General features: G+C 66.0%; 17 protein-coding genes. 5 read left to right on the top strand and 12 right to left on the bottom strand.

Translation table 11 applies throughout. The annotated features are described in order from the left end of the window. Positions 1 to 194: 194 nt before the first annotated feature. Together G6P99_RS00085 and G6P99_RS00080 are read right to left on the bottom strand one after the other, a co-directional pair. Positions 195 to 1,109, bottom strand: coding sequence for a phosphoribosylaminoimidazolesuccinocarboxamide synthase (locus G6P99_RS00085; protein ID WP_029079399.1), 915 nt, complete (start codon positions 1,107 to 1,109; stop codon positions 195 to 197). Positions 1,110 to 1,191: 82 nt separating this feature from the next. Next, complete coding sequence (locus G6P99_RS00080) at positions 1,192 to 2,109, bottom strand: pirin family protein (protein ID WP_029079400.1); 918 nt, start codon at positions 2,107 to 2,109, stop codon at positions 1,192 to 1,194. A gap of 273 nt (positions 2,110 to 2,382) precedes the next feature. Here G6P99_RS00080 and G6P99_RS00075 point away from each other — a divergent pair, with 273 nt between their 5' ends. The 4 genes from G6P99_RS00075 (at position 2,383) to G6P99_RS00060 (ending at position 6,341) form a co-directional block, all read left to right on the top strand. After that, positions 2,383 to 2,958 carry a GNAT family N-acetyltransferase gene (locus G6P99_RS00075; protein ID WP_029079401.1) on the top strand — a complete coding sequence of 192 codons (576 nt, stop codon included), beginning with the start codon at positions 2,383 to 2,385 and terminating at the stop codon, positions 2,956 to 2,958. A gap of 31 nt (positions 2,959 to 2,989) precedes the next feature. Continuing rightward, positions 2,990 to 4,048 (top strand): helix-turn-helix domain-containing protein, encoded by a 1,059-nt coding sequence (locus G6P99_RS00070; protein WP_029079402.1) that lies wholly within the window; start codon positions 2,990 to 2,992, stop codon positions 4,046 to 4,048. 446 nt (positions 4,049 to 4,494) lie between these two features. After that, positions 4,495 to 5,922 (top strand): serine hydrolase domain-containing protein, encoded by a 1,428-nt coding sequence (locus G6P99_RS00065; protein WP_029079404.1) that lies wholly within the window; start codon positions 4,495 to 4,497, stop codon positions 5,920 to 5,922. Between the two features lie 128 nt (positions 5,923 to 6,050). Beyond that, a complete protein-coding gene (locus tag G6P99_RS00060; RefSeq protein WP_165126968.1) occupies positions 6,051 to 6,341 on the top strand; it encodes a DUF1330 domain-containing protein in 291 nt (96 codons plus the stop codon). Between the two features lie 354 nt (positions 6,342 to 6,695). Here G6P99_RS00060 and G6P99_RS00055 read toward each other — a convergent pair whose 3' ends face one another. Then, entirely contained in the window at positions 6,696 to 8,066 is a 1,371-nt protein-coding gene (locus tag G6P99_RS00055; RefSeq protein WP_029079406.1) for an MmgE/PrpD family protein, read from the bottom strand. Positions 8,067 to 8,213: 147 nt separating this feature from the next. Between G6P99_RS00055 and G6P99_RS00050 the strand changes: the two genes are divergently transcribed. Continuing rightward, positions 8,214 to 9,353 carry an FUSC family protein gene (locus tag G6P99_RS00050; protein WP_165126966.1) on the top strand — a complete coding sequence of 380 codons (1,140 nt, stop codon included), beginning with the start codon at positions 8,214 to 8,216 and terminating at the stop codon, positions 9,351 to 9,353. 7 nt (positions 9,354 to 9,360) lie between these two features. On the opposite strand, the gene G6P99_RS00045 is transcribed toward G6P99_RS00050, so the two are convergent. The 9 genes from G6P99_RS00045 to dnaA all read right to left on the bottom strand — a co-directional run bounded on the left by G6P99_RS00045 (position 9,361) and on the right by dnaA (position 20,632). Continuing rightward, complete coding sequence (locus G6P99_RS00045; RefSeq protein ID WP_029079408.1) at positions 9,361 to 10,017, bottom strand: 2-hydroxychromene-2-carboxylate isomerase; 657 nt, start codon at positions 10,015 to 10,017, stop codon at positions 9,361 to 9,363. Between the two features lie 3 nt (positions 10,018 to 10,020). Continuing rightward, entirely contained in the window at positions 10,021 to 10,494 is a 474-nt protein-coding gene (locus tag G6P99_RS00040) for a DUF2867 domain-containing protein (protein ID WP_029079409.1), read from the bottom strand. A gap of 10 nt (positions 10,495 to 10,504) precedes the next feature. Then, positions 10,505 to 11,902 (bottom strand): MATE family efflux transporter, encoded by a 1,398-nt coding sequence (locus G6P99_RS00035; RefSeq protein ID WP_029079410.1) that lies wholly within the window; start codon positions 11,900 to 11,902, stop codon positions 10,505 to 10,507. Between the two features lie 150 nt (positions 11,903 to 12,052). Further along, positions 12,053 to 13,345, bottom strand: a complete 1,293-nt coding sequence (gene murA / locus G6P99_RS00030; protein WP_029079411.1) for a UDP-N-acetylglucosamine 1-carboxyvinyltransferase — start codon at positions 13,343 to 13,345, stop codon at positions 12,053 to 12,055. Between the two features lie 186 nt (positions 13,346 to 13,531). Further along, positions 13,532 to 15,967: a DNA topoisomerase (ATP-hydrolyzing) subunit B gene (gyrB, locus tag G6P99_RS00025; protein ID WP_029079412.1), complete on the bottom strand. Its 2,436-nt coding sequence runs from the start codon at positions 15,965 to 15,967 to the stop codon at positions 13,532 to 13,534. A gap of 229 nt (positions 15,968 to 16,196) precedes the next feature. Further along, positions 16,197 to 17,333 carry a DNA replication/repair protein RecF gene (recF, locus tag G6P99_RS00020; RefSeq protein WP_029079413.1) on the bottom strand — a complete coding sequence of 379 codons (1,137 nt, stop codon included), beginning with the start codon at positions 17,331 to 17,333 and terminating at the stop codon, positions 16,197 to 16,199. A gap of 46 nt (positions 17,334 to 17,379) precedes the next feature. Beyond that, positions 17,380 to 17,667 carry a GIY-YIG nuclease family protein gene (locus G6P99_RS00015; RefSeq protein WP_029079414.1) on the bottom strand — a complete coding sequence of 96 codons (288 nt, stop codon included), beginning with the start codon at positions 17,665 to 17,667 and terminating at the stop codon, positions 17,380 to 17,382. A gap of 49 nt (positions 17,668 to 17,716) precedes the next feature. After that, positions 17,717 to 18,835: a DNA polymerase III subunit beta gene (gene dnaN, locus G6P99_RS00010; protein ID WP_029079415.1), complete on the bottom strand. Its 1,119-nt coding sequence runs from the start codon at positions 18,833 to 18,835 to the stop codon at positions 17,717 to 17,719. A gap of 366 nt (positions 18,836 to 19,201) precedes the next feature. Continuing rightward, the gene (gene dnaA, locus G6P99_RS00005) at positions 19,202 to 20,632 is read right to left on the bottom strand and encodes a chromosomal replication initiator protein DnaA (protein ID WP_029079416.1); all 1,431 of its coding nucleotides are present in this window, start codon (positions 20,630 to 20,632) and stop codon (positions 19,202 to 19,204) included.

Here is a 20,632-nt window from a genome sequence, read left to right as displayed (position 1 = left end):
GCTTCCCGTCATCCCCGCGCAAAGGCTTCGCCTTTGTCGCTGGAGGAGCGCGTAGCGCGTCTCGAAGGATGCCCGGCCCGGCTGGTGGCCGGCGGCCCGCGAGGCTCGCTTTCGCGAGCACCTCCAGCGACAACGGCAAAGCCGTCGCGCGGGGGTGACGGGATGAAGGGCTGCGTCGTCGATGACGATGGTAGCTAGACCTTCAGCTCGCTTCCAGTCACGCGACGATATGCTTCAAGGTAGCGCTTGCTGGTCGCATCCACCACGCTGGCCGGCAGCGGCGGGGCGGGCGCGTCGCCGTTCCAGCGGCCGGCGTGGCGCTCGACATCGAGATAGTCGCGCAGCGGCTGCTTGTCGAAGCTCGGTTGCGGCTGGCCCGGCTTGTAGGCATCGACCGCCCAGAAGCGCGACGAATCCGGCGTCATCACCTCGTCGATCAGGATGATGCGGCCGTCTTTGTCGCGCCCGAACTCGAATTTCGTATCCGCGATGATGATGCCGCGGGCGCGGCTGGTCTGTTCGCCATAGCCGTAGACGTCGCGCGCCATCTTCTCGAGCGTCGCGGCAACGTCGGCGCCTACGATCTCGCGCACCCGCGCCACCGTGATGTTCTCGTCATGGCCGGCCTCGGCCTTGGTCGCCGGGCTGAAGATCGAAGGCTCCAGCTTCTGGCTCTCGACCAGGCCGGCCGGCAGCTTCTCGCCGGCAAGCGTGCCGTCGGCCGCATATTCCTTCCAGGCCGAGCCCGAGATGTAGCCGCGGATCACGCATTCGATCGGGAACACGGTGGTGCGCTTGCACAGCATCGCGCGCCCCAGGATGTCGGCGCGATGGTTCTTGAGCTCAGGCACCGCGCGGATGATCTCGTCGGCATCGGCGCTGATCATGTGATGCGGCACGGTGCCTTCGAGCTGCCGGAACCACCAGGCGCTGATCTGGGTCAGCACCGCGCCCTTCATCGGAATGGTTTCCGCCATCACGACGTCGAACGCCGAGATGCGGTCGGTGGTGAGCAGCAGCACCCGGTCGTCGCCGACGGCGTAGATATCGCGCACCTTGCCGCGGCCGATCCGGGGCAGGGGCAAATCGCTTGAGAGCATCGCAGACATCGGCTTGGTCTTTCTAGGTCGCTTGCAAAGACGTGCGCCCGCACGAGGCGTGCGGGCGCCAGAGACTATCGCAGGAAATAGCTCACTCCGGCAGCGGAATGAACTCGTGTTCGTGTGGAACCTGCGCGAAACGCCCGGTTTTCCAGTCCTGTTTGGCCTGCTCGATCCGCTCCTTGGACGACGAAACGAAATTCCACCAGATGTGGCGCGGCCCTTCCAGGGCGTCGCCGCCCAAAAACATCATGCGGGTCGGCCGCAGCGTCTTCACGGTGATGCGGTCGCCGGGCCGGAAGATCAGGAGTCGCGGCCCCTCATGGCGGTCGCCGGCGATCTCGACCTCGCCGTCGACGAGATAGATCGCGCGCTCCTCGTGATCGGGGTCGAGCGGCACCGAGGTGCCGGCCTGCGCGGTTACCTCGGTATAGAACCACGGCGAGACCATGCTGACCGGCGAAGTGATGCCGAAGGCAGAGCCCGCGATCACGCGCGCGGTGAAGTCGCGCTCGGAGATCATCGGCAGATCGCCCGCGCCATAATGCTGGAACGACGGCGCGATCTCTTCCTTGCCCGCCGGCAGCGCGATCCAGCTTTGCAGGCCGAGCATCTTCTGGCCGTCTTGGCGCTGCACGTCGGGGGTGCGCTCGGAATGCGCGATGCCGCGGCCCGCGGTCATCAGGTTCATCGCGCCGGGCTGGATCTCCTGGATGTTGCCCTCACTGTCGCGATGCATGATGCTGCCGTCGAACAGATAGGTGACGGTGGCGAGCCCGATATGCGGATGCGGCCGCACGTCCATGCCCTTGCCGGCGAGATATTGCACCGGGCCGAAATGGTCGAAGAAGATGAAGGGCCCGACCATCTGCCGCTTGCCGTGCGGCAGCGCGCGGCGCACCGCAAAGCCGTCGCCGAGATCGCGGGTGCGCGGCACGATGATCAGATCCAGCGCGTCGCAGGTCTGGGGATCGCCGAGTTCGGGATCGGTCGAGGGCTGCCAGCTCATGGAAAGTCTCCTTCTCTTTTGCCGCGATCATACTCTCTATCTGCCGTCCCGGCCAAGCCAACGGGTCGGCGCGAAGCGCCGCCCGTTGACAGGCTCCGCGCGAGCCGGGACCCATAACTACGGACGAAAGTTGGTACGCAAAAGCTGGGGCCCCAGCTTTCGCGAGCAACGCGCATCGGTGGTTATGGGTCCCGGCTTTCGCCGGGACGACGACATACGTCTGACGGGTGTACGCACGTGATAACAGCGTAAACTTGGAAACTGGAGGAGGCGATGGTTTCTCTGATCAGGCCGGGCGCAAAGCTGTTGCAGGTCGACGGACCCGTGATCGAGACGGAGCGGCTGTTGCTGCGGCCGTGGCGCGCGTCCGACATCGCGGACAACACGGCGATGCTGTCCGATCCGGAGACGGCGCGCTTCATCACGCCGGATCACCAGCCGGTCACCTCGGAGCTGAAGGGCTGGCGCAATGCCGCCGTCATCTCGGGCCATTGGACGCTGCATGGCTTCGGCATGTTCGCGGTCGAGGAGAAATCCTCAAGCCGCTATATCGGCCGGGTCGGCCCATATTATCCGCCGGAATGGCCGGGCTTCGAGGTCGGCTGGGGCATTGCCAAGGCACATCGCGGCAAGGGCTATGCGGTGGAAGCCGCGCGCGCCGCGATCGACTTTGTGTTCGCGAACTTCACCGTCGACCGCATCATCCATTGCATAGATCCGGCCAACGTCGCCTCGCAGGCCGTGGCGCGGCGGCTCGGTGCGGTGAACGAGGGTCCGGGCAGGCTCGAGGGCGATGTCGTCGATATCTGGGTGACGACACGTCAGCGCTGGCAGCACGAGCCATCTTGAAAAACCTTGTCCGACCGACGATTGTTCGGCGATGACATCGGCCGCACTTGAACTCTGCCTGCGCAGCGCCAGCGTGGCGCTGCTGCTGGTGCTTGCCGCCTTGCTGCTCACTGATTTTCGCAAGGCGCTGTCCGGGCGCCTCGCGGCCGCCTTCGCGTTGGGTTCGGCCGCGCATGCAGTGACCGCGTCGATTGGTGCCGGGCCGCCGGTCTCGGACTGGCATGCGCCACTGATCGCGCTCTCGACCGGCGATATCGTGGTGTTCTGGCTGTTCACGCGCGCGCTGTTCGATGACGCGTTTCGGCTGCGCTGGTGGCAGGGCCTGATCTGGGCCGCGGTCGTGGCCTACAGCTTCGTCAATTGCATGTGGATTGCACCCGCCGGTCACGCGCGGATCGCGATCATCATGGTCAATTCGCTCACGCTCGTCTTCGTTGCGCTCGCGGTGGCGCAAACCATCGGATCGTGGTCGGCAGATCTGGTCGAGCGTCGCCGCCGTGTCCGCGTCTTCATCGTCGCCGCATCTGCGCTGTACGGCGGCATGAACGCGCTGCTTCAGATCGCCTATGCCGGCAGCCGCGTGACCGTGGAATGGGCCAATTTGCTGAACGCGGCCGTGCTCACCGCCATCGTGGCCGCAATCACCTGGGCGATGATGCGCGTCGACGGCGCCGACCTGTTCACGGTGCCGGCGGAGGCCGGATTGCTGACGAAGCCGGCCGCGGTCGAGGAGGCGGCGGACCAGAGACTGGTCGATGCACTGATGCGGCTGATGGCGGACGAGCGGGTCTATCGCCACGACAACGTCACGATCGGCACGCTGGCAACCCGGCTGAAGATCCCCGAATATCGTCTCCGGCGGCTGATCAACCAGCGGCTCGGCTACCGCAATTTCAACGTCTTCCTCAACAACCACCGCATCGAGGAGGCCAAGGCGGCGCTAGGCGATCCCTCGCAGGCCGAAGTCCCCGTCATCACTATCGCGATGGACGCCGGCTTCCAGTCGCTCGGCCCCTTCAACCGCGCCTTCAAGGCGACCACCGGCGTGACCCCGACGGAGTACCGGAGGTTGAAAGCGAGCGCGGTGTGAGGTTCTCCCTCTCCCGCTTGCGGATCGTGAGCGATACCGAGTACGCGGGATCGGACTTAGCTTCTTGCGCTAACGTGAGGGACGCGCAGTGGCGGGGTTCCCTCCCCCCTTGCGGAGGAGGGTTAGGGAGAGGGGTAGCCATACGACGCGCTCTCAAACTTTTTCTCGGTGAGGGGGAAGTGAGCTGTGACGACGATGTTCCCAACGACGATCTCGCCCCGGGGCGCACCCCTCTCCCCAACCCTCCCCCGCCAGGGGGGAGGGAGCCTGACCAGCATGCTCGCCTCACAAGCTCGCGATCCAAACTGATGTAATCGCAAGACAATTCCAGAATCGGTAAGCCGCCCACTGTTCTCGGCCAGCCCGATTCCAAATCCGGCGAGCGCTCTGGCGCCCCCTGCGGCCTGATCCCGGCCGCGCACCATCGCGCCATGCCGGAGGATCCCGTGACCCGTCGAAAGCTCGTCTTCATTCTCGCTGCCAGCACCGCTTTCGGTGCGCTGGCGCTGTCCGCCGCCCGTGCCCGCGACGTGCCCAAGGTCGCGACCGGTTTTGTTGCGAATGTCGTCTGCTCGGAGACCTTCGTCAGCGGGCTCAACCCGAAGCGAAATCTGGTCGAGACCACGGACGCGATGCCGGGAACCAGCCTGATCACCTGGGCGATGGACACCGAGGTCGACCTTGATCGCAAGGACGTCACCGTGACGCTGTTCGGGCTTGGCCGCAGCCACGCAGTCTATCGCGAGGGGCTCGGCTGCACGCTCGACCACGGCGCGGTGCTCGCCGATGGCCCGCTGCCGCCCTCGAGGCCGCAGGCCGCGTTGCTGCCCGAGATCGCCGGTCCCGCGATCGTTGCACCACAGACCCCGCAGCTCGCGGCCGCGCTTGATCGCGCCTTCGCGGAGCCGGCCGAGCCGCCGTTCCGCCGCACCCGCGCGGTCGTCGTCATGAAGGATGGCCGCATCGTCGCCGAGCGCTATGCCGACGGCATCGGCACCGACACGCCGCTGCTCGGCTTCTCCGCGACCAAATCGGTGATCTCGGCCTTGATCGGAATTCTGGTGCGCGACGGCAAGCTTGCGGTCGACCAGCCGGTGCCGGTCGCCGCCTGGCAGGATCCGAAGGATCCGCGCCACGCGATCACGGTCGATCAGCTCCTGCGCCACACCGCGGGCCTCGCGCTCGGCAGCTCGCTGCAGGCCTCGCTGGCCTCAGCACTCGAGCCGGTCAACCGGATGAAGTTTATGGAGCCGGACATGGCCGCGTACGCCGAGAGCATTCCGCTCGAGACGGCGCCGGGCAAGGTGTGGAATTATCACGACGGCAATTTCATCATCCTCTCGCATCTGATCCGCAACGCGGCCGGTGGCCACGCCGCCGATGTGATACGGTTCGCGCGGGCTGAATTGTTCGGTCCGCTCGGCATGCGCAATGTCGTGATGCAGTTCGATGCTGCGGGCACGCCGGAAGGATCGGGCGCGATGATGGCGAGCGCACGCGACTGGGCGCGTCTCGGCCAGCTCTACCTCAATGACGGTGTCGTCGGGGGAAAACGCATCCTGCCCGAGGGCTGGGCAAAGTATTCGGCATCGCCGACGGCGAATGCCTGGGTCGGCATCGGCGCGGGCTTCTGGACCAATCTCGGCGACAGCTTCGGCGCCAATTATCGTGTCGCGCACGGCATGCCGCGCGACGCCTTCTTCGCCAAGGGCACGATCGGGCAGTATGTCGTGATCGTGCCGTCGCAGCGGCTCGTTATCGTCCGGCTCGGCCGTTCGCCGAACATGCCGGCCGAGGCGGACGGCGTGTTCGATCTGGTCCGTGACGTCGTCACAGCGACCTCCACCGGCGCGCGGCTCGCGGGCGGCAATTGACCTGCACGTCACACACACGCGCGACATCGTGAATTGAATCTCGGCCGCAGGAATTTTCTGATGCCGCGGCGCATCTCGCACCAGATGCGCCGCAATTCCCTTAGGAAACGCCTCAGCCGGAGACCATCATGCCGAAAGCCTACTGGATCGTGCACGTCACGGTTCACGACGAAGCCCGTTATCCCGAATACCTCGCCGCCGCGATGCCGGTGTTCGCGAAATACGGCGCCAACTTCATCGTGCGCAACGGTCCCTATGAGGTGATGGAAGGCGCGACCCGCCAGCGCAACTTCGTCATCGAGTTCAAGGATTGCGCCACCGCGATGGAATGCTACACCTGCCCCGAATACCAGGCCGCGAAAGCAATCCGGCAGAAATATTCGGACGGGGATTTTGTGATCATTGATGGCGCGGAGTAGGCGAGGCGCGCACTCTTGGTGACGTGAGTACACTACTCACGCTCCCTCCCCCTCCGGTTACACGTGTGGTCCTACCCCCGAGCTTTCTACCTTTTGCTCGGGGCCCATGGGTGCGATCGGCACCCGGCTTTCCCTGCGCCCTCTGCTTGAAGAGAGGGCGGAACGAAGAGCAAAGCTCGGACAAATCATGTCGCGAGAATGCGAAGCTATGTCCCCACCCACACTGTCATCGCCCGGCTCGACCGGGCGATCCAGTACGCCGCGGCCTCTCGGCTCAAGCACCGGCGTCTCTGGAATACTGGATCACCCGCATGCGCGGGTGATGACACCGCCTGGATGGCGCGAGCGCAGCCCCTACTGCCGCCCCAGCTGCGTCGCCTTCTCGACGCGATCGAACCGCTCCAGCGTCAGGATCGCGTCGGCGAGCTGGTCGGCGCGCTTGTCGAGCACCGGGCGGGCCAGCGTCAAAAACTTCTGCTGCATCGCCTGCGCATCGGGGAACGAGCCCGGCTCACCCGAGGGATCGGCGTAGAGGCGCTCATGCACGCCGTCGTCGGTGGTGATCGAGACGCGGGCGCCGAACGGGTGGGTGCGGCCGACCTCGAGGCGGTCGTCCTGCACCACGTCGAACTTGTCGGCGAGCGCGTCGATTGCCTTATCGCCAAGCCGGCCGTAATCGTCCCAGCCGAAATGGCCCTGGTCGAGCGCGATCGCGCCGGTGAAGAACATCGAGAACTGGCCGCCGACCACCGAGGTCGGATGGCGCTTGGTGGCGGCGTCGCCGGTCAGCGTGATGCCGTTGCGGTGCAGGCCGATCTCGACCTTCTTGATCTGGTCCGGCGTCAGATTGTGCTCGCGCCGCATTGCGATCAGCGCGTCGATCGCGGCGTGGGTGTAGCGGCAGCTCGGATAGGGTTTTACGCCGATCTTCAGCGTCTCGTAGGTATGGCCCAGGCCCGCCACCGCCTTGTCCGGATGCGCGTCGTCGCTGTAACCGACCAGCAGGCCGTGCTTGCCCTCGACCGCCTCGCTCGAGCCGACGAAGTCGTTGCGCGCAAGGGTCGCGGCGATCACGCCGTTCATCGCGGCGGCGCCGACCTGGTAGCGCTTGTTCCAGGCCCCATTGACGAGGAATTGCAGCGAGCCCGCCGCCTGGCTGCCGGAGACGCCGAAGGCGGAGATGATCTGTTCCTTCGACAGGGCGAACAGTTTTGCCGCCGCCGCCGCGGCGCCATAGGTGCCGGCGGTCGCGGTCGGGTGGAAGCCGCGGGCGTAATGCGAGGTCGGGTCGAGCGCATTGCCGAGCCGGCAGCACACTTCATAGCCGGCGACGATCGCGGTCAGCACGTCGCGGCCGGAGGCGCCGACCATCTCGCCGACCGCGAACGCGGCGGGCACCACCGGCGCGCTCGGATGCAGCGAGGAATCGGCGTGGGTGTCGTCGAAGTCGAGCGAATGGCCGAGCGCGCCGTTGAGCAGCGCCGCGACCGCCGGCGTCCAGGTCTTGGTGTCGCCGAACACGGTGGCCTCGCCCTTGCCGTCGAGCGCCAGCGCCTCCAGCATCTTCATCAGCGAGGGCGTCGATTCGGCATCGCGGCGGGCGCGGATCGTGCTGCCGAGGAAATCCAGCGTCAAAACCTTGGCGCGCTCCAGCACCTCCGGCGGGATGTCGCCATATTTCAGGTCGGCGACGTAGGCGGCGAGCGTTGCGGTTTCGTGGGCCATCGTGTTTCCTCAATTTTGCGGCGCAGGGTAGGCGGGCGGGTTTGGCCTTTCAAGCCACCTTGCCGCCGCGGGCAGCAGCCATGCTCCAACTCGCTTGGCTTCAAATCATGTAACACGGGCCTTTCCATTGATTGCGGATCAGGGTGCATGAGGACCTTCGCAAAACGCATGTACGACCAGCTTTGGACCCGCAAGACGCAGCTGGCGCTGGCGGTCCGGATCGCGTCCGCGGGCGTCGCGGCCTATACCATCGCGCTGGCGCTGAACCTGATGCTGCCGCTATGGGCGGTGCTGACCTCGCTGATCGTCACGCAAATGAGCGTCGGCCGCTCGCTGAAGGCGACCCGCGACTACATGCTCGGCACCATCGGCGGCGCGATCTATGGCGGCGCGATCGCAGTTCTGATCCCGCATTCCGGCGAAGGCAGCCTGCTGGCGCTCTTGGTGCTGGCGATCGTGCCGCTCGCCTTCATCGCCGCGCTCAATCCCAGCCTGAACTCGGCGACGGTGACGGCGGTGATCGTGCTGCTGCTGCCGACGATGCATCACTCCAACCCGCTGGATTCGGCGATCGACCGCGTCCTCGAGGTCACGGTCGGCGCGCTCACCGGGCTTGCGATCTCGTTCCTGGTGCTGCCGTCGCGCGCGGTCAGCCAGATCAGGGTCAATGCTTCAAAGCTGCTGGAACTGCTATCCGCGGCATTCGCCGAATTGCTCGCCGGCCTGACCCGCGGTCTCGACAACGACGCGCTGCACCGGATCCAGGACGGCATCGGCACCGCGATTACCAATTTGCATGCGACCGGCCTCGAGGCCGAGCGCGAGCGCTCCATGCATCTGTCGTCGGGGCCGGATACCGGGCCGCTGCTGCGCACGATCCAGCGGTTGCGGCATGATGTCGTGATGATCGGGCGGGCCTGTGTGGTGCCGCTGCCGGCCGATATCCAGGCCAGGCTGGCGCGGCCGCTCGCCGACGTCAGCAAGGCGATCGTCAGCTATATGGTGGCGGTCGCGACCGCCTTGCGTGCCGGCAGCGGCCCGGCCGACATGGCGCCGGTCGACGACGCGCTGCACGCCTACACCGAGGAGGTTGGCGCGGTCCGCAGGGATGGCCTGATCCGCGGCCTGCCGGTCGATGCCGCCGAACGCTTCTACGCGCTCGGCTTCTCGCTCGAGCAGATGCGGCAGAATCTCAACGATCTCAAGCGCTGTCACGGCAATTGGTGCACGAGCGAGGAGGCTTCCGAGAAGATCGTCGCTGATACACCGGAGAAGAGCGCGGCATGATCGCGGACTACGCTGTGCGGCGCGTCAGGCCCTTGCTCTCCATGCGCCAGATCAGGAGGTCGATACGGTCCTGACCGAAGAACGGTTCGTTCTCGAATACAAAGGTCGGCACGCCCCAATGGCCGGACGCCGCGTGCGCGTCCTCGTTGCCCTTGATGACCCCTTCATAGCGATCGGGATCGGCCACGATGGCCGCGTCCATCGCGGCGAGATCGAAGCCGGCGGCGGTCGCGGCCACAGCCAGGTGATCGCCCTCGTTCCAGCCCTTCACCGAGCCGCCCCACAGCACCCGGCTGATCGCGGCAGTGAAGGCAAGCGAGCGCCCCTCGAGCTGGGCGGCGGCGCCGAGCCGGGTCAGGCGGTGGATGTAGGGCTGGTGTTCGGCGACGTCGAACGTCGTCATGTCCTGCACGATCGGGTCCGGGCGCGGAAAGCGGAACGGGATGTTCTCGTGCTTGGCGACCCGGCTGGAATCCAGCACGACATAGCGGGCGAAGCGCGGATCGGTCTTCTTGAAGAAGCCGGGCACCCGCACCGCGAGCGGATAGACCGGCCGCAAATTCACCGCGACGTCATAGTCGGTGACCATCTCCAGCGTCTTCGGCAGCGCCAGATAGCTGTACGGGCTGCGAAACGAGAAGAACAGGTCGACCGACAGGGGCATGCGCTAGCCTCCGGCCTTGCGCAGCATCGCTGGCACGATCAGGCGGTGGAACGGCAGGATCACCGCGAGATAGGCGCGCCCGAGCCTGTTGTGGGTGAGCACCAGCGTGGTCGCGGTGATGCTGCGCGCGGGTCCTTCGGGCGCGACGTCGACGACGAGCCGGAAGTCGAGATGCTTGTCGTTGAAGCCCGCGACCAGCCGCTCCGGCGTTTCGCTGACCACCGGGAATATCCCGATCATGTCGCGCACTACGCCGTCGGCTGCGCCCGAGGTCTTCAGGCCGAGCGGCGCGACCAGGAGATTGCGCAAGGCGACCAGCCATTCGATCCAGCGCGGTTGCCGCGCCACCATGGCCTCTGCGGCGTGCCGGGCATCGAGATCGGGATGCGTGGTCGCGATCTTGAACGCATCGACAAACTGCGCGCCGGCGAGCAGCGCGGCGGGATCCACGTTCGGCGTGACCTCGTCAACCTTCATCGGGCAACCTTCATCCAACCAGTCTGCGTGCCAGCAGGCGGAAACGCAAGATGAGGAGCGTCGCATAAACAGCAGTCCCGAGCGACAGCCCGATCCAGACACCGGCGGCGTCGAGCTTCGCCCAGAAGGCAAGCGCGGACGCCGATGCGAATCCCACCAGCCAGTAGCTGATGACGGCGAACAGCAGCGGCACCTGGGTGTCGTTCATGCCGCGCAGCGCGCCGGCGGTGGTGGTCTGCACGCCGTCGGCAATGAAGAAGGTGGCGCCGATCAGGAGCAGCGCCGCGGTGAGCTGCGCGGTGGCGTCGGAGGCCTCGCCGAGGAACAGCGCTGCGATCTCGAAGCGGGCCAGGATCACCGCCAGCGTCATGACGCTCATGAACACGCCGGCAAGCGCGACCGCGACAAAGCCGGCGCGCTGCACCGCCTCGGTGTCGCGGCGGCCGACGGCCTGGCCGACCCGTACCGTGGCGGCCATGCTGACGCCGAACGGCACCATGAACAGGATCGCCGCGATCTGCAGCGCGATCTGATGTGCGGCCAGCGCCGTGGTGCTGATCAGCCCCATCAACAGGGCGGCCGCGCCAAACAGGCCGTACTCCAGCAGGAAGGCGATTGAGATCGGCGCGCCGACCGCGACGAGCTTTCCCATCAGCGGCCAGTCGATGCGCCAGACGCGGCTGAAGACGTGGTACTTGCGGAACGGGCGGCGGCGCGCCGCGAACCAGACGCCGGCGACGAAGGTGGCGAGATTGACGATCGTGGTCGCAAGTCCGGCGCCGAACATGCCGAGCTCGGGCATGCCCCATTTGCCATAGAGCAAAAGGTAGACCATCAGCGCGTTGGCTGGAATCGCGGCGAGCGTGATCCACAGCACCGGCTCGGGCCGGTTCACCGCGCTCATGAAGCCGCGGAGCGCGATGAACCACAGCGCCGGCAGGATGCCCCAGGCCAGCCCGAACAGATATTGTTGCGCCAGATGCGCGGTGGCCGGGCTCTGGCCGAGCGCGAGCAGGATGCGCTCGCCCTGGAACGGCAACGCCATCAGCGGCAGCACCATGAAGAAGGCGGCCCACAGCCCGACCCGCAGCGCGCGCCGCATCACGCGCGGGTTGCGCGCGCCGAACGCCTGCGCCGCCAGCGGCGAGACCGCCGACATCATGCCCATGCCGATGGTGAAGCTGACGAAGTACACGGTATGCGCCAGCGCCGCGGCGGCGACGTTCTCGCTGCCGAGCCGGCCGATGAAGGCGAGATCGGTCGTCATCATCGCGATCTGCCCGAGTTGCGTCAGCGCAAGCGGCACCGCGAGCTTCAGCGTTTCCGCGAGCTCGGCCGTGAGCAGCTTGCGAGAGGGGACGACGGCCGCGCGCGACGCGGCCGGGTCGATCTTGTCGATGCAGGTCATGATGGCACGCTTAGCACGGCAAACCGGCCAGAAGGATGGCCAAGCTGCCCAGACGCGACGATCTCACGCAGAGGTCGTCGTGCCCTGAGTTATTGGTTGAGCATGATCCGGCGGGAAAACCGCTTCGCACTTTTCCGGATCATGCCCGGATCACGATCGCGCTGGAATCCGCTTGATCCTGGCGCCGAGCGCGTTGAGCCGCTCCTCGATCCGCTCATAGCCGCGCTCGATCTGGTCGGCGTTGTTGATGGTGGAGGTGCCCTCGGCACAAACCGCGGCAAGCAGCATCGCCATGCCGGCGCGGATGTCGGGCGAACTCATCGGCGCGCCGCGCAGCCGGCTGGGGCCGGCGACGATCGCGCGATGCGGGTCGCACAATACGATGCGGCCGCCCATCGCGATCAGGTTGTCGACGAAGAACATCCGCGACTCGAACATCTTCTCGTGCATCAGGATGACGCCGTCGCACTGCGTCGCAGTGACGATCGCGATCGACATCAGGTCGGCCGGGAACGCCGGCCAGGGCTGGTCCTCGAGCTTCGGCACATGGCCGCCGAAATCGTCCTGGATCTTCATGGTCTGGTTCGACGGCACGACGAGGTCGTCGCCCTCGACGCCGCAGACGATGCCGAGCCGCTCAAAGCCCATCCGGATCGAGCGCAGATGCTCGACGCCGGCGCGCGCGATGCGCAGCGGCGAGCGGGTCACCGCGGCAAGCCCGATCAGCGAGCCGACCTCGATATGGTCGGGCTGGATCGCGTAGGTCGCGCCGCCGAGCGTCGCCGACCCGTGCACGGTGATGGTGTTGGTGCCGATGCCTTCGATCTTGGCGCCGAGCGCGACCAGGAAATTCGCGAGGTCCTGCACATGCGGCTCGGAGGCCGCGTTGCGCAGATAGGTGGTGCCGCGGGCGGCAACGGCGGCGACCAGCGCGTTCTCCGTCGCGGTGACGCTGGGCTCGTCGAGGAACACGTCGGCGCCCTTCAGTCGCGAGGCGCGGAATTCGAGTCGGTGCGTCGCGGTCACGGTGGCACCGAGCTGCTCGAAGGCCAAAAAGTGCGTGTCGAGCCGGCGGCGGCCGATCACGTCGCCGCCGGGCGGCGGCAGCGCGACCTCGCCGCAACGGGCGAGCAGCGGACCCGCGAGCAGGATCGAGGCGCGGATGCGCGCGCACAGCGCCGGGTCGAGATCGGCGGCGCGGATCTCCTTGGCGTGGATCTGCAGCGTGTTGCGCTCGGTCCATTCGGCGGCGGCGCCGACCGAACGGCACAGCTCGACCAGCGTTTCGGTATCGCGAATGCGCGGCACGTTGGTCAGCGTGACCGGGTGCTCGGTCAACAGCGCCGCGGCGATGATCGGCAGCGCGGAATTCTTGTTGCCCGACGGCTCAATGGTGCCCGAAAGGCGGCGGCCGCCTTCGACGATGTATTGGATCGGCGGCACGCGGAATGTCCCCTAACGCATCATGCAGACTTGAATTCGGACTCGGCCATTCAAAATTCTACAACGGAATCAATGGCAGTTCGGCACCGTAACACAGTTTCCGATGCAGCATCCACCCGAAAGGTAGCAGTGCGACAGCGCCGATCGCGCCGTCACGGATGCGTCATTTGGCCGGGGCGCAGGCCGTTAGATGTCGATGGTGGCGCTGAGCGAATTGTCCTGGATGAACTCGCGGCGCGGTTCGACCACGTCGCCCATCAGCTTGGTGAAGATGTCGTCGGCCTCGTCGACCTCCTTGATCTTCACCTGCAGCAGCGAGCGCGCATCTTTGTCCAGCGTGGTCTCCCAAAGCTGGTCCGGGTTCATCTCGCCGAGACCTTTGTAGCGCTGCAGCGAGACACCCTTGCGGGCGGCATCGGTCACGGCCTCGAACAGGTCGATCGGGCCGTGGATGATTTGCTCGATATCCTTGCGCCGGAGCTTGCCCGCCCGCACGTAAATCTCTTGCAGCCTGGTCGCATATTCGTCGAGCTTGCGTGCATCCGCCGAGCCGAGAAAGGCGTCGTCGATCACTGCCACTTCCTTGACGCCGCGCACGGTGCGCTCGAACTGGAAGCCCTGGCCTTCGGTGAAGGTGCCGACCCAGCCGCGCTCCACTTCGTCGGCCACCGCGTCCAGCCGCTTGGCGATGTAATCAGCCGCGGAGTTGGCGGTCTCGATATCGCCGGTGATCCTCGGGGTCAGCACGCCCGCGATCGCGGCCTGCTCGATCACCGCGCGATTGTAGCGGCTGTGCAGGTTGCGCAGCACCGAGCGGATCACCCTTGCGTCCTCGACCAGCGACCGCAAATCGCGGCCCGAGCGGTCGTCGCCGGAGGCCGGCTTGAACACGCATTCGTCGAGCCCGGTCGCGATCAGATAATCCTCCAGCGCGCGCTCATCCTTCAGATATTGCTCGGACTTGCCGCGCGAGACCTTATAGAGCGGCGGCTGGGCGATATAGAGATAGCCGCCATCGATGATCGAGCGCATCTGGCGATAGAAGAAGGTCAAGAGCAGCGTGCGGATATGGGCGCCGTCGACGTCGGCGTCGGTCATCACGATGATCTTGTGATAGCGCAGCTTCTCGACCGAGAAATCGTCGCTGATGCCGGTGCCGAGCGCGGTGATCAGCGTGCCGATCTGCTCGGACGACAGCATCTTGTCGGGACGCACGCGCTCGACATTGAGGATCTTGCCGCGCAGTGGCAGCACCGCCTGGAATTCGCGGTTGCGGCCCTGCTTGGCGCTGCCGCCTGCCGAGTCACCCTCGACGATGAACAACTCGGATTTGGCCGGATCCTTCTCCTGGCAGTCGGCGAGCTTGCCGGGCAGCGAGGAGACGCTGAGCGGGCTCTTGCGCGTCAGCTCGCGGGCTTTTCGCGCAGCTTCGCGTGCCGCGGCGGCCTGGATCACCTTGCCGACGATTTCCTTGGCTTCCTTCGGATTCTCCTCGAACCAGGCCGCGAGCGCCTCGTTCAGGACGTTCTCGACCACCGGTCGAACCTCCGAGGACACCAGCTTGTCCTTGGTCTGCGACGAGAATTTCGGATCGGGCACCTTCACCGACAGCACCGCGGTGAGGCCTTCGCGGCAATCATCGCCGGTCAGCGCGATCTTTTCCTTCTTTGCATTGGCCTCGGCATAGCCGTTGACCTGGCGCGTCAGCGCGCCGCGGAAGCCGGCCAGATGGGTGCCGCCGTCACGCTGCGGGATGTTGTTGGTGAAGCACAGCACGTTCTCGTGGTAGCTGTCGTTCCACCACAGCGCGGCTTCGACGCCGATGCCGTTGGCTTCTGCGCGCACCATGATCGGCGCCGGCACGATCGCCTTCTTGTTGCGGTCGAGATATTTGACGAATTCCTCGACGCCGCCGGAATAGTGCATCTCCTCGCGCTTCTCGACCGCATGGCGCATGTCGGAGAGCACGATGTTGACGCCGGAATTGAGGAAGGCGAGCTCGCGCAGCCGGTGCTCGAGCGTCGCGAAATCATATTCGATGTTCTTGAAGGTCTCGGGCGAGGCGAGGAAGGTGACCTCGGTGCCGCGTTTGCCCGGGGCATCGCCGACCACCTTGAGCGGCGCCACGGCATCACCGTGCGCGAATTCGATGTAGTGCTCCTTGTCGTCGCGCCAGATCCGCAAGCCGAGCTTGCTGGAGAGCGCGTTGACGACGGAGACGCCGACGCCGTGCAGTCCGCCGGACACCTTGTAGGAATTCTGGTCGAATTTGCCGCCGGCGTGGAGCTGGGTCATGATGACCTCGGCCGCCGAGACGCCCTCGCCCTTGTGGATGTCGACCGGAATGCCGCGGCCGTCGTCGAATACGGTGACGGAATTGTCGGCGTTGAGAGTGACCAGGACGCGGCTGGCATGGCCCGCGAGTGCTTCGTCGATCGCGTTGTCGACGACCTCGTAGACCATGTGGTGCAGGCCGGACCCGTCGTCGGTATCGCCGATATACATGCCGGGCCGCTTGCGGACGGCGTCGAGGCCCTTCAGCACCCGGATCGATTCCGCGCCGTATTCGGCCGGAATGGGATGCTCAGATTCGGCAGGGGTCTGCCGGGCAGGTTCTGTCATGTGAGGCCTTCGAGGATGTCCCGAATCAGCGGCGCAATATGGGGCGCTGATCATGCTATTTGTGCCATGAAAGAGGAGTTGCGCCTAGCGCAAAGTCTCTGTCCACAAACTATTGAATAGATGGGATTTTTTAGGCCTTTTTCAAGGTCTTCAAAGGCCGATTCCGGAGGCTCTGAAAAGCCCGATTCGGAGGTGGATTCGAGCCCCTCGCGGAGGCTGAGTCGGCGCCTCAGCCGCGCCGTGTGGCGCGACCGGATTCGACGTCGAAAATCTCACCTCGCGGGCCGATGTCGGCGAAGGCAGCGGGATCCGCGCCGGTCATCCAGACCTGCGCACCGAGCTTGGCGAGTTCGTCGAACAATGCCTTGCGCCTGTTGGGATCGAGATGGGCGACGACCTCGTCGAGCAAGAGCAGCGGCACGATGCCGGTCATCTCCGCGACCATCGTGGCATGCGCCAGCACCAGCCCGATCAGCAGCGCCTTCTGCTCGCCAGTCGAGGCGTCGCGGGCCGGCATGTTCTTCGGCGCGTAGACCACCTGCAGATCGGTCAGATGCGGGCCGTCGAGCGTGCGTCCGGCGGCGGCGTCGCGCGACCGGCTGGCGCGCAGGATCTCGCGGTAGCGGTCCTCCACTGCGGTCGCAGGCTCCTGAAGCAGCGCATTCTCCATCCAGCCGTCGAGCATGATCTCGGCGGACGGGAATGCCGAGGCCGCGCCGCGCTCGCGCAGCATCACGGCGAGCTTGGCGGCGGTCTGGCCGCGCGATGCGGCGACCGCAACCGCAAGCTCCGCGGTCTCGCGCTCGATCGCGTCACACCAATGGTCGTCGTAGTTGCGCACCTCGAGCAGGCGGTTGCGCGAGCGCAGCGAACGCTCCAGCGCCGAGACGCGGCTGGAATGCTCGGAATCGATCGCCAGCACCAGGCGGTCGAAGAAGCGCCGCCGTTCCGAGGCGGCGCCCATGAACAGGCCGTCCATCGCGGGCGTCAGCCACACCATGCGCAGATGGTCGCCGAACGCGGTTGCGGAACCCACCGGTTCGCGATCGATCCGGCAGCGCCGTGTGTTGCCCGCCTCGGCGGTCGGCGGATCGATGCCGGTGCCGAGCGTGGCGAGCCCGAGCGCGCCCTCGACCTCGGCCGAGACTGCCCAGGAGCCGTCGCCCTGATTGTCGGCGATGTCCTCCAGCGTCGCGCGGCGCAGGCCGCGGCCCGGCGACAGGAACGAGATCGCTTCCATGCAATTGGTCTTGCCGGCGCCGTTCGGCCCGACCAGCACCACCATGTCGCCCGCGACCTGCAGCGTCGCCGTCCGGTAATTGCGGAAATGCGTCAGCGACAGGCGATGAATGCGGGACGGGGTCATGTTACCTTGTCATTGCCGGGCTTGACCCGGCAATCCATCGTCCGCGTCAGCGGACAATTTCATCATATAAATCTCGCCAATCGGGATTGCCGGCGACGATCAGATCAATTTTCCACTCGCGCGACCAGTGCTTGATGTTTTTCTCGCGCTGGAGCGCCGCTGCGATGGTCTCATGCGCCTCAAAGTAGACCAGCGTCTTGATCCCGTACCGTTTCGTAAAGCTCTCTGCCAGCCCCTCGCGATGCTCGTAGACGCGCCGGACCAGATCGTTGGTCACGCCGACGTACAGGGTTCCGCCGGGCTTGCTGGCGAGGATGTACACCCAATAAATCATTTTGTTTGATGGATGGCCGGGTCAAGCCCGGCCATGACGAGAGTGAATTTCACACCCGCATCGGCATCAGCACGTAGAGTGCGCCCTTGCTGTCCTTGTCCTGCACCAGGGTCGGCGAGCCGGGATCGGCGAGCTTGAGCACCGCGACTTCGCCCTCGATCTGGGCCGCGATGTCGAGCAGGTAGCGCGAGTTGAAGCCGATATCGAGCGCGTCGGAGGCGTATTCGACCTCGAGCTCTTCGGTCGCGCTGCCGGAATCCGGATTGGTCACCGAGAGCACCAGCTTGCCGGCGGACAAAGCGAGCTTCACGGCGCGGCCGCGTTCGCTGGAGATGGTCGAGACGCGGTCGACTGCGGCCTCGAAATCCTTCTTGTCGACGACCAGTTCCTTGTCGTTGTTCTGCGGAATGACGCGGCCATAGTCCGGGAAGGTGCCGTCGATCAGCTTCGAGGTCAGCACCACATTGCCGAGCGTGAAGCGGATCTTACCGTCCGACAGCTCGATCGAGATCTCGGCGTCGTCGCCCTCGATCAGCCGCTGCACCTCGCCGACCGTCTTGCGCGGGACGATCACGCCCGGCATGCCGGTCGCGCCCTTGGGCAGCGCGAGGTCGATCTGGGCCAGGCGATGGCCGTCGGTCGCAACCCCGCGCAGGGTTGCCGCCTTGGCGCTGCCGGCGGCATGCAGATAGATGCCGTTGAGGTAGTAGCGGGTCTCCTCGGTCGAGATCGCAAACTGCGTGCGGTCGATCAGGCGCTTGATGTCGGAGGCCGGCAGCGAGAACGAGTGCGTCATGTCGCCGGCGGCAAGGCCGGGGAAGTCGCTCTCGGGCAGCGTCTGCAGCGTGAAGCGCGAGCGCCCGGCCTTCACCGCGAGCACCGAGCGGTCGCCGTCGGCTTCCAGCACGATCTGCGAGCCGTCGGGCAGCTTGCGCACGATGTCGTAGAACATGTGCGCCGGCACCGTGGTCGAGCCGGCGGTTCCGGTCTCGGCGGCCAGCGTCTCCGTTACCTCGAGGTCGAGGTCGGTCGCCTTCAGCGACAATTTGGCGCCCTCGGCGCGGATCAACACGTTGCCGAGGATCGGGATGGTGTTGCGACGCTCGACCACGCGGTGAACGTGACCCAGCGACTTCAGCAGTTGCGCGCGCTCGACGGTGACCTTCATTGCAATACCCGCCAGATCCCTCAGATGGAAAAGCCGGGCGGCCGTTCAGGGCAGCACCGCGGCATTGGAAACCCGAAAAGCCGGATCAATACCGGATTTGATCAAACCCACGGGGGGACCGCAAGGTGGCGCGGATGGGCGGCCGGTGCAAGGGAAACGGGCGCAAAACGGTCCCCGTTCCCCACGTTTTGGGCCGGAAAAAAGTTTAGCCCTCCCCCTTGAAAAGGGGAGGGCCATGGAACGATCTAAAGCCTTCTCCGTTCCGATTGAATCGGAACGGGGCTCTTGATTCTGGTTTTAACGCGTCTTCTTGACGCGAGCCGGCACCCACTTCGCTCGAAAAGGCTTCAGCCTGACGCGACGGCCTTATTCCTGCAGCTGACGCTTCAGCGATTCGACTTCCTCCGACAGCGTCGTGTCCTTGGCGACCAGTGCCTCAATCTTGCGCACGGCGTGCAGCACCGTGGTGTGGTCGCGGCCGCCGAAGCGCCGGCCGATCTCCGGCAGCGAGCGCAACGTCAGCGTCTTCGCCAGATACATCGCAACCTGGCGCGGGCGCACCACATTGGCGGTACGGCGGGACGACAAGAGGTCGGAGCGGCTGACATTGTACTGCCGGGCGACCACGCGCTGGATGTCCTCGATCTTGATCCGCTTCGGCTCCTGCGGGCGGATCAGGTCGCGCACCTCGCGCTCGGCCATCTCCAGCGTCACCGGCTGGTTGTTGAGCTTGGAGTGCGCCAGCAGGCGATTGATCGCGCCTTCGAGGTCGCGGCCGTTGTGGGTGATGGTGCGCGCCAGATAGTCCAGCACTTCCTCCGGCACCTCGAAGCTTGCGTGGTGGACGCGGGCCGCGGCGACGCGCGACTTGAGGATGCCGAGCCGCAGTTCCTCGCCGAGCGAAGCCATCTCGACCACCAGACCGCCGGCGAGCCGCGAGCGCACGCGGTCGTCGAGGCTTTCCAGATCCGACGGCGGACGGTCGGCCGCGATCACGACCTGACGGCCGGCGTCGATCAGCGCGTTCAGCGTGTGGCAGAACTCGGCCTGCGTCGACTTGCCCTGCAGGAACTGCAGATCGTCGATCACCAGCACGTCGATGCCGCGCAGCGCTTCCTTGAACGCCAGCGCCGTCTGCGTCTTCAGCGCCGCGACGAAGCCGTACATGAACTTCTCGGCGGTAAGATACAGCACCTTGCGCTCGCCGCCGGAATTACCGGCCCAGGTCACTGCCTGCAGCAGATGCGTCTTGCCGAGGCCGACGCCGGCATGAATGTAGAGCGGGTTGAACATCACCGGATCGCCGCGGCGTCCTTCCGCCACCTGGCGCGCAGCCGCGTGGGCCAGCGTGTTGGACCGGCCGACGACGAAGCTTGCAAAGGTCAGGCGCGGATCGAGCGGCGAGCCGCCGAGCGCGTCATGGCTTGCGGACACCGGCGCGGTCGCGAACGAGCGCAGTTCAGGCGCCGGACGGCCGTCGGTTCGTTCGACACGGCGCGCTTCGACGGGCGCAACCGGCTCCTTCGCCGGGGCCATCGCACGGATAGCGGAGCGCACGGTGAGGTCGATCTTGTGCACTTCCGGCATCTCTGCCTGCCAGCACGAGAGCACGCGATCGGCGTAATGCGCCTGGATCCAGCTCTTGAGGAACCGGGTCGGAACCGACAGGTGCACGCTCTCGTCGTGCACGCTCTCCAGATCCATCCGTGCGAACCAGCTCGTGTACACGTCCTCGCCAACGCTCGTCCGCAGACGTCCCTTCACCCGCGACCAGCGATCCTGTTCCGTATTCGTCAT

The organism is Bradyrhizobium sp. 6(2017), assembly GCF_011058295.2.
Taxonomy (GTDB): domain Bacteria; phylum Pseudomonadota; class Alphaproteobacteria; order Rhizobiales; family Xanthobacteraceae; genus Bradyrhizobium; species Bradyrhizobium septentrionale.
The sequence above is the reverse complement of the archived record's forward strand: the minus strand, read 5'-3'. Positions and strand labels throughout refer to the sequence as shown.

Excerpts from the sequence above, each read along its gene's own strand:
- G6P99_RS00040 (WP_029079409.1), bottom strand. The coding sequence starts at position 10,494 with ATGAAGGTTGACGAGGTCACGCCGAACGTGGATCCCGCCGCGCTGCTC.
- G6P99_RS00015 (WP_029079414.1), bottom strand. The coding sequence starts at position 17,667 with ATGATTTATTGGGTGTACATCCTCGCCAGCAAGCCCGGCGGAACCCTG.
- G6P99_RS00075 (WP_029079401.1), top strand. The coding sequence starts at position 2,383 with ATGGTTTCTCTGATCAGGCCGGGCGCAAAGCTGTTGCAGGTCGACGGA.
- gyrB (WP_029079412.1), bottom strand. The coding sequence starts at position 15,967 with ATGACAGAACCTGCCCGGCAGACCCCTGCCGAATCTGAGCATCCCATT.
- recF (WP_029079413.1), bottom strand. The coding sequence starts at position 17,333 with ATGACCCCGTCCCGCATTCATCGCCTGTCGCTGACGCATTTCCGCAAT.
- dnaA (WP_029079416.1), bottom strand. The coding sequence starts at position 20,632 with ATGACGAATACGGAACAGGATCGCTGGTCGCGGGTGAAGGGACGTCTG.
- G6P99_RS00060 (WP_165126968.1), top strand. The coding sequence starts at position 6,051 with ATGCCGAAAGCCTACTGGATCGTGCACGTCACGGTTCACGACGAAGCC.
- G6P99_RS00080 (WP_029079400.1), bottom strand. The coding sequence starts at position 2,109 with ATGAGCTGGCAGCCCTCGACCGATCCCGAACTCGGCGATCCCCAGACC.
- G6P99_RS00045 (WP_029079408.1), bottom strand. The coding sequence starts at position 10,017 with ATGCCCCTGTCGGTCGACCTGTTCTTCTCGTTTCGCAGCCCGTACAGC.
- G6P99_RS00035 (WP_029079410.1), bottom strand. The coding sequence starts at position 11,902 with ATGACCTGCATCGACAAGATCGACCCGGCCGCGTCGCGCGCGGCCGTC.
- G6P99_RS00055 (WP_029079406.1), bottom strand. The coding sequence starts at position 8,066 with ATGGCCCACGAAACCGCAACGCTCGCCGCCTACGTCGCCGACCTGAAA.
- G6P99_RS00050 (WP_165126966.1), top strand. The coding sequence starts at position 8,214 with ATGAGGACCTTCGCAAAACGCATGTACGACCAGCTTTGGACCCGCAAG.
- dnaN (WP_029079415.1), bottom strand. The coding sequence starts at position 18,835 with ATGAAGGTCACCGTCGAGCGCGCGCAACTGCTGAAGTCGCTGGGTCAC.
- G6P99_RS00085 (WP_029079399.1), bottom strand. The coding sequence starts at position 1,109 with ATGTCTGCGATGCTCTCAAGCGATTTGCCCCTGCCCCGGATCGGCCGC.
- G6P99_RS00070 (WP_029079402.1), top strand. The coding sequence starts at position 2,990 with ATGACATCGGCCGCACTTGAACTCTGCCTGCGCAGCGCCAGCGTGGCG.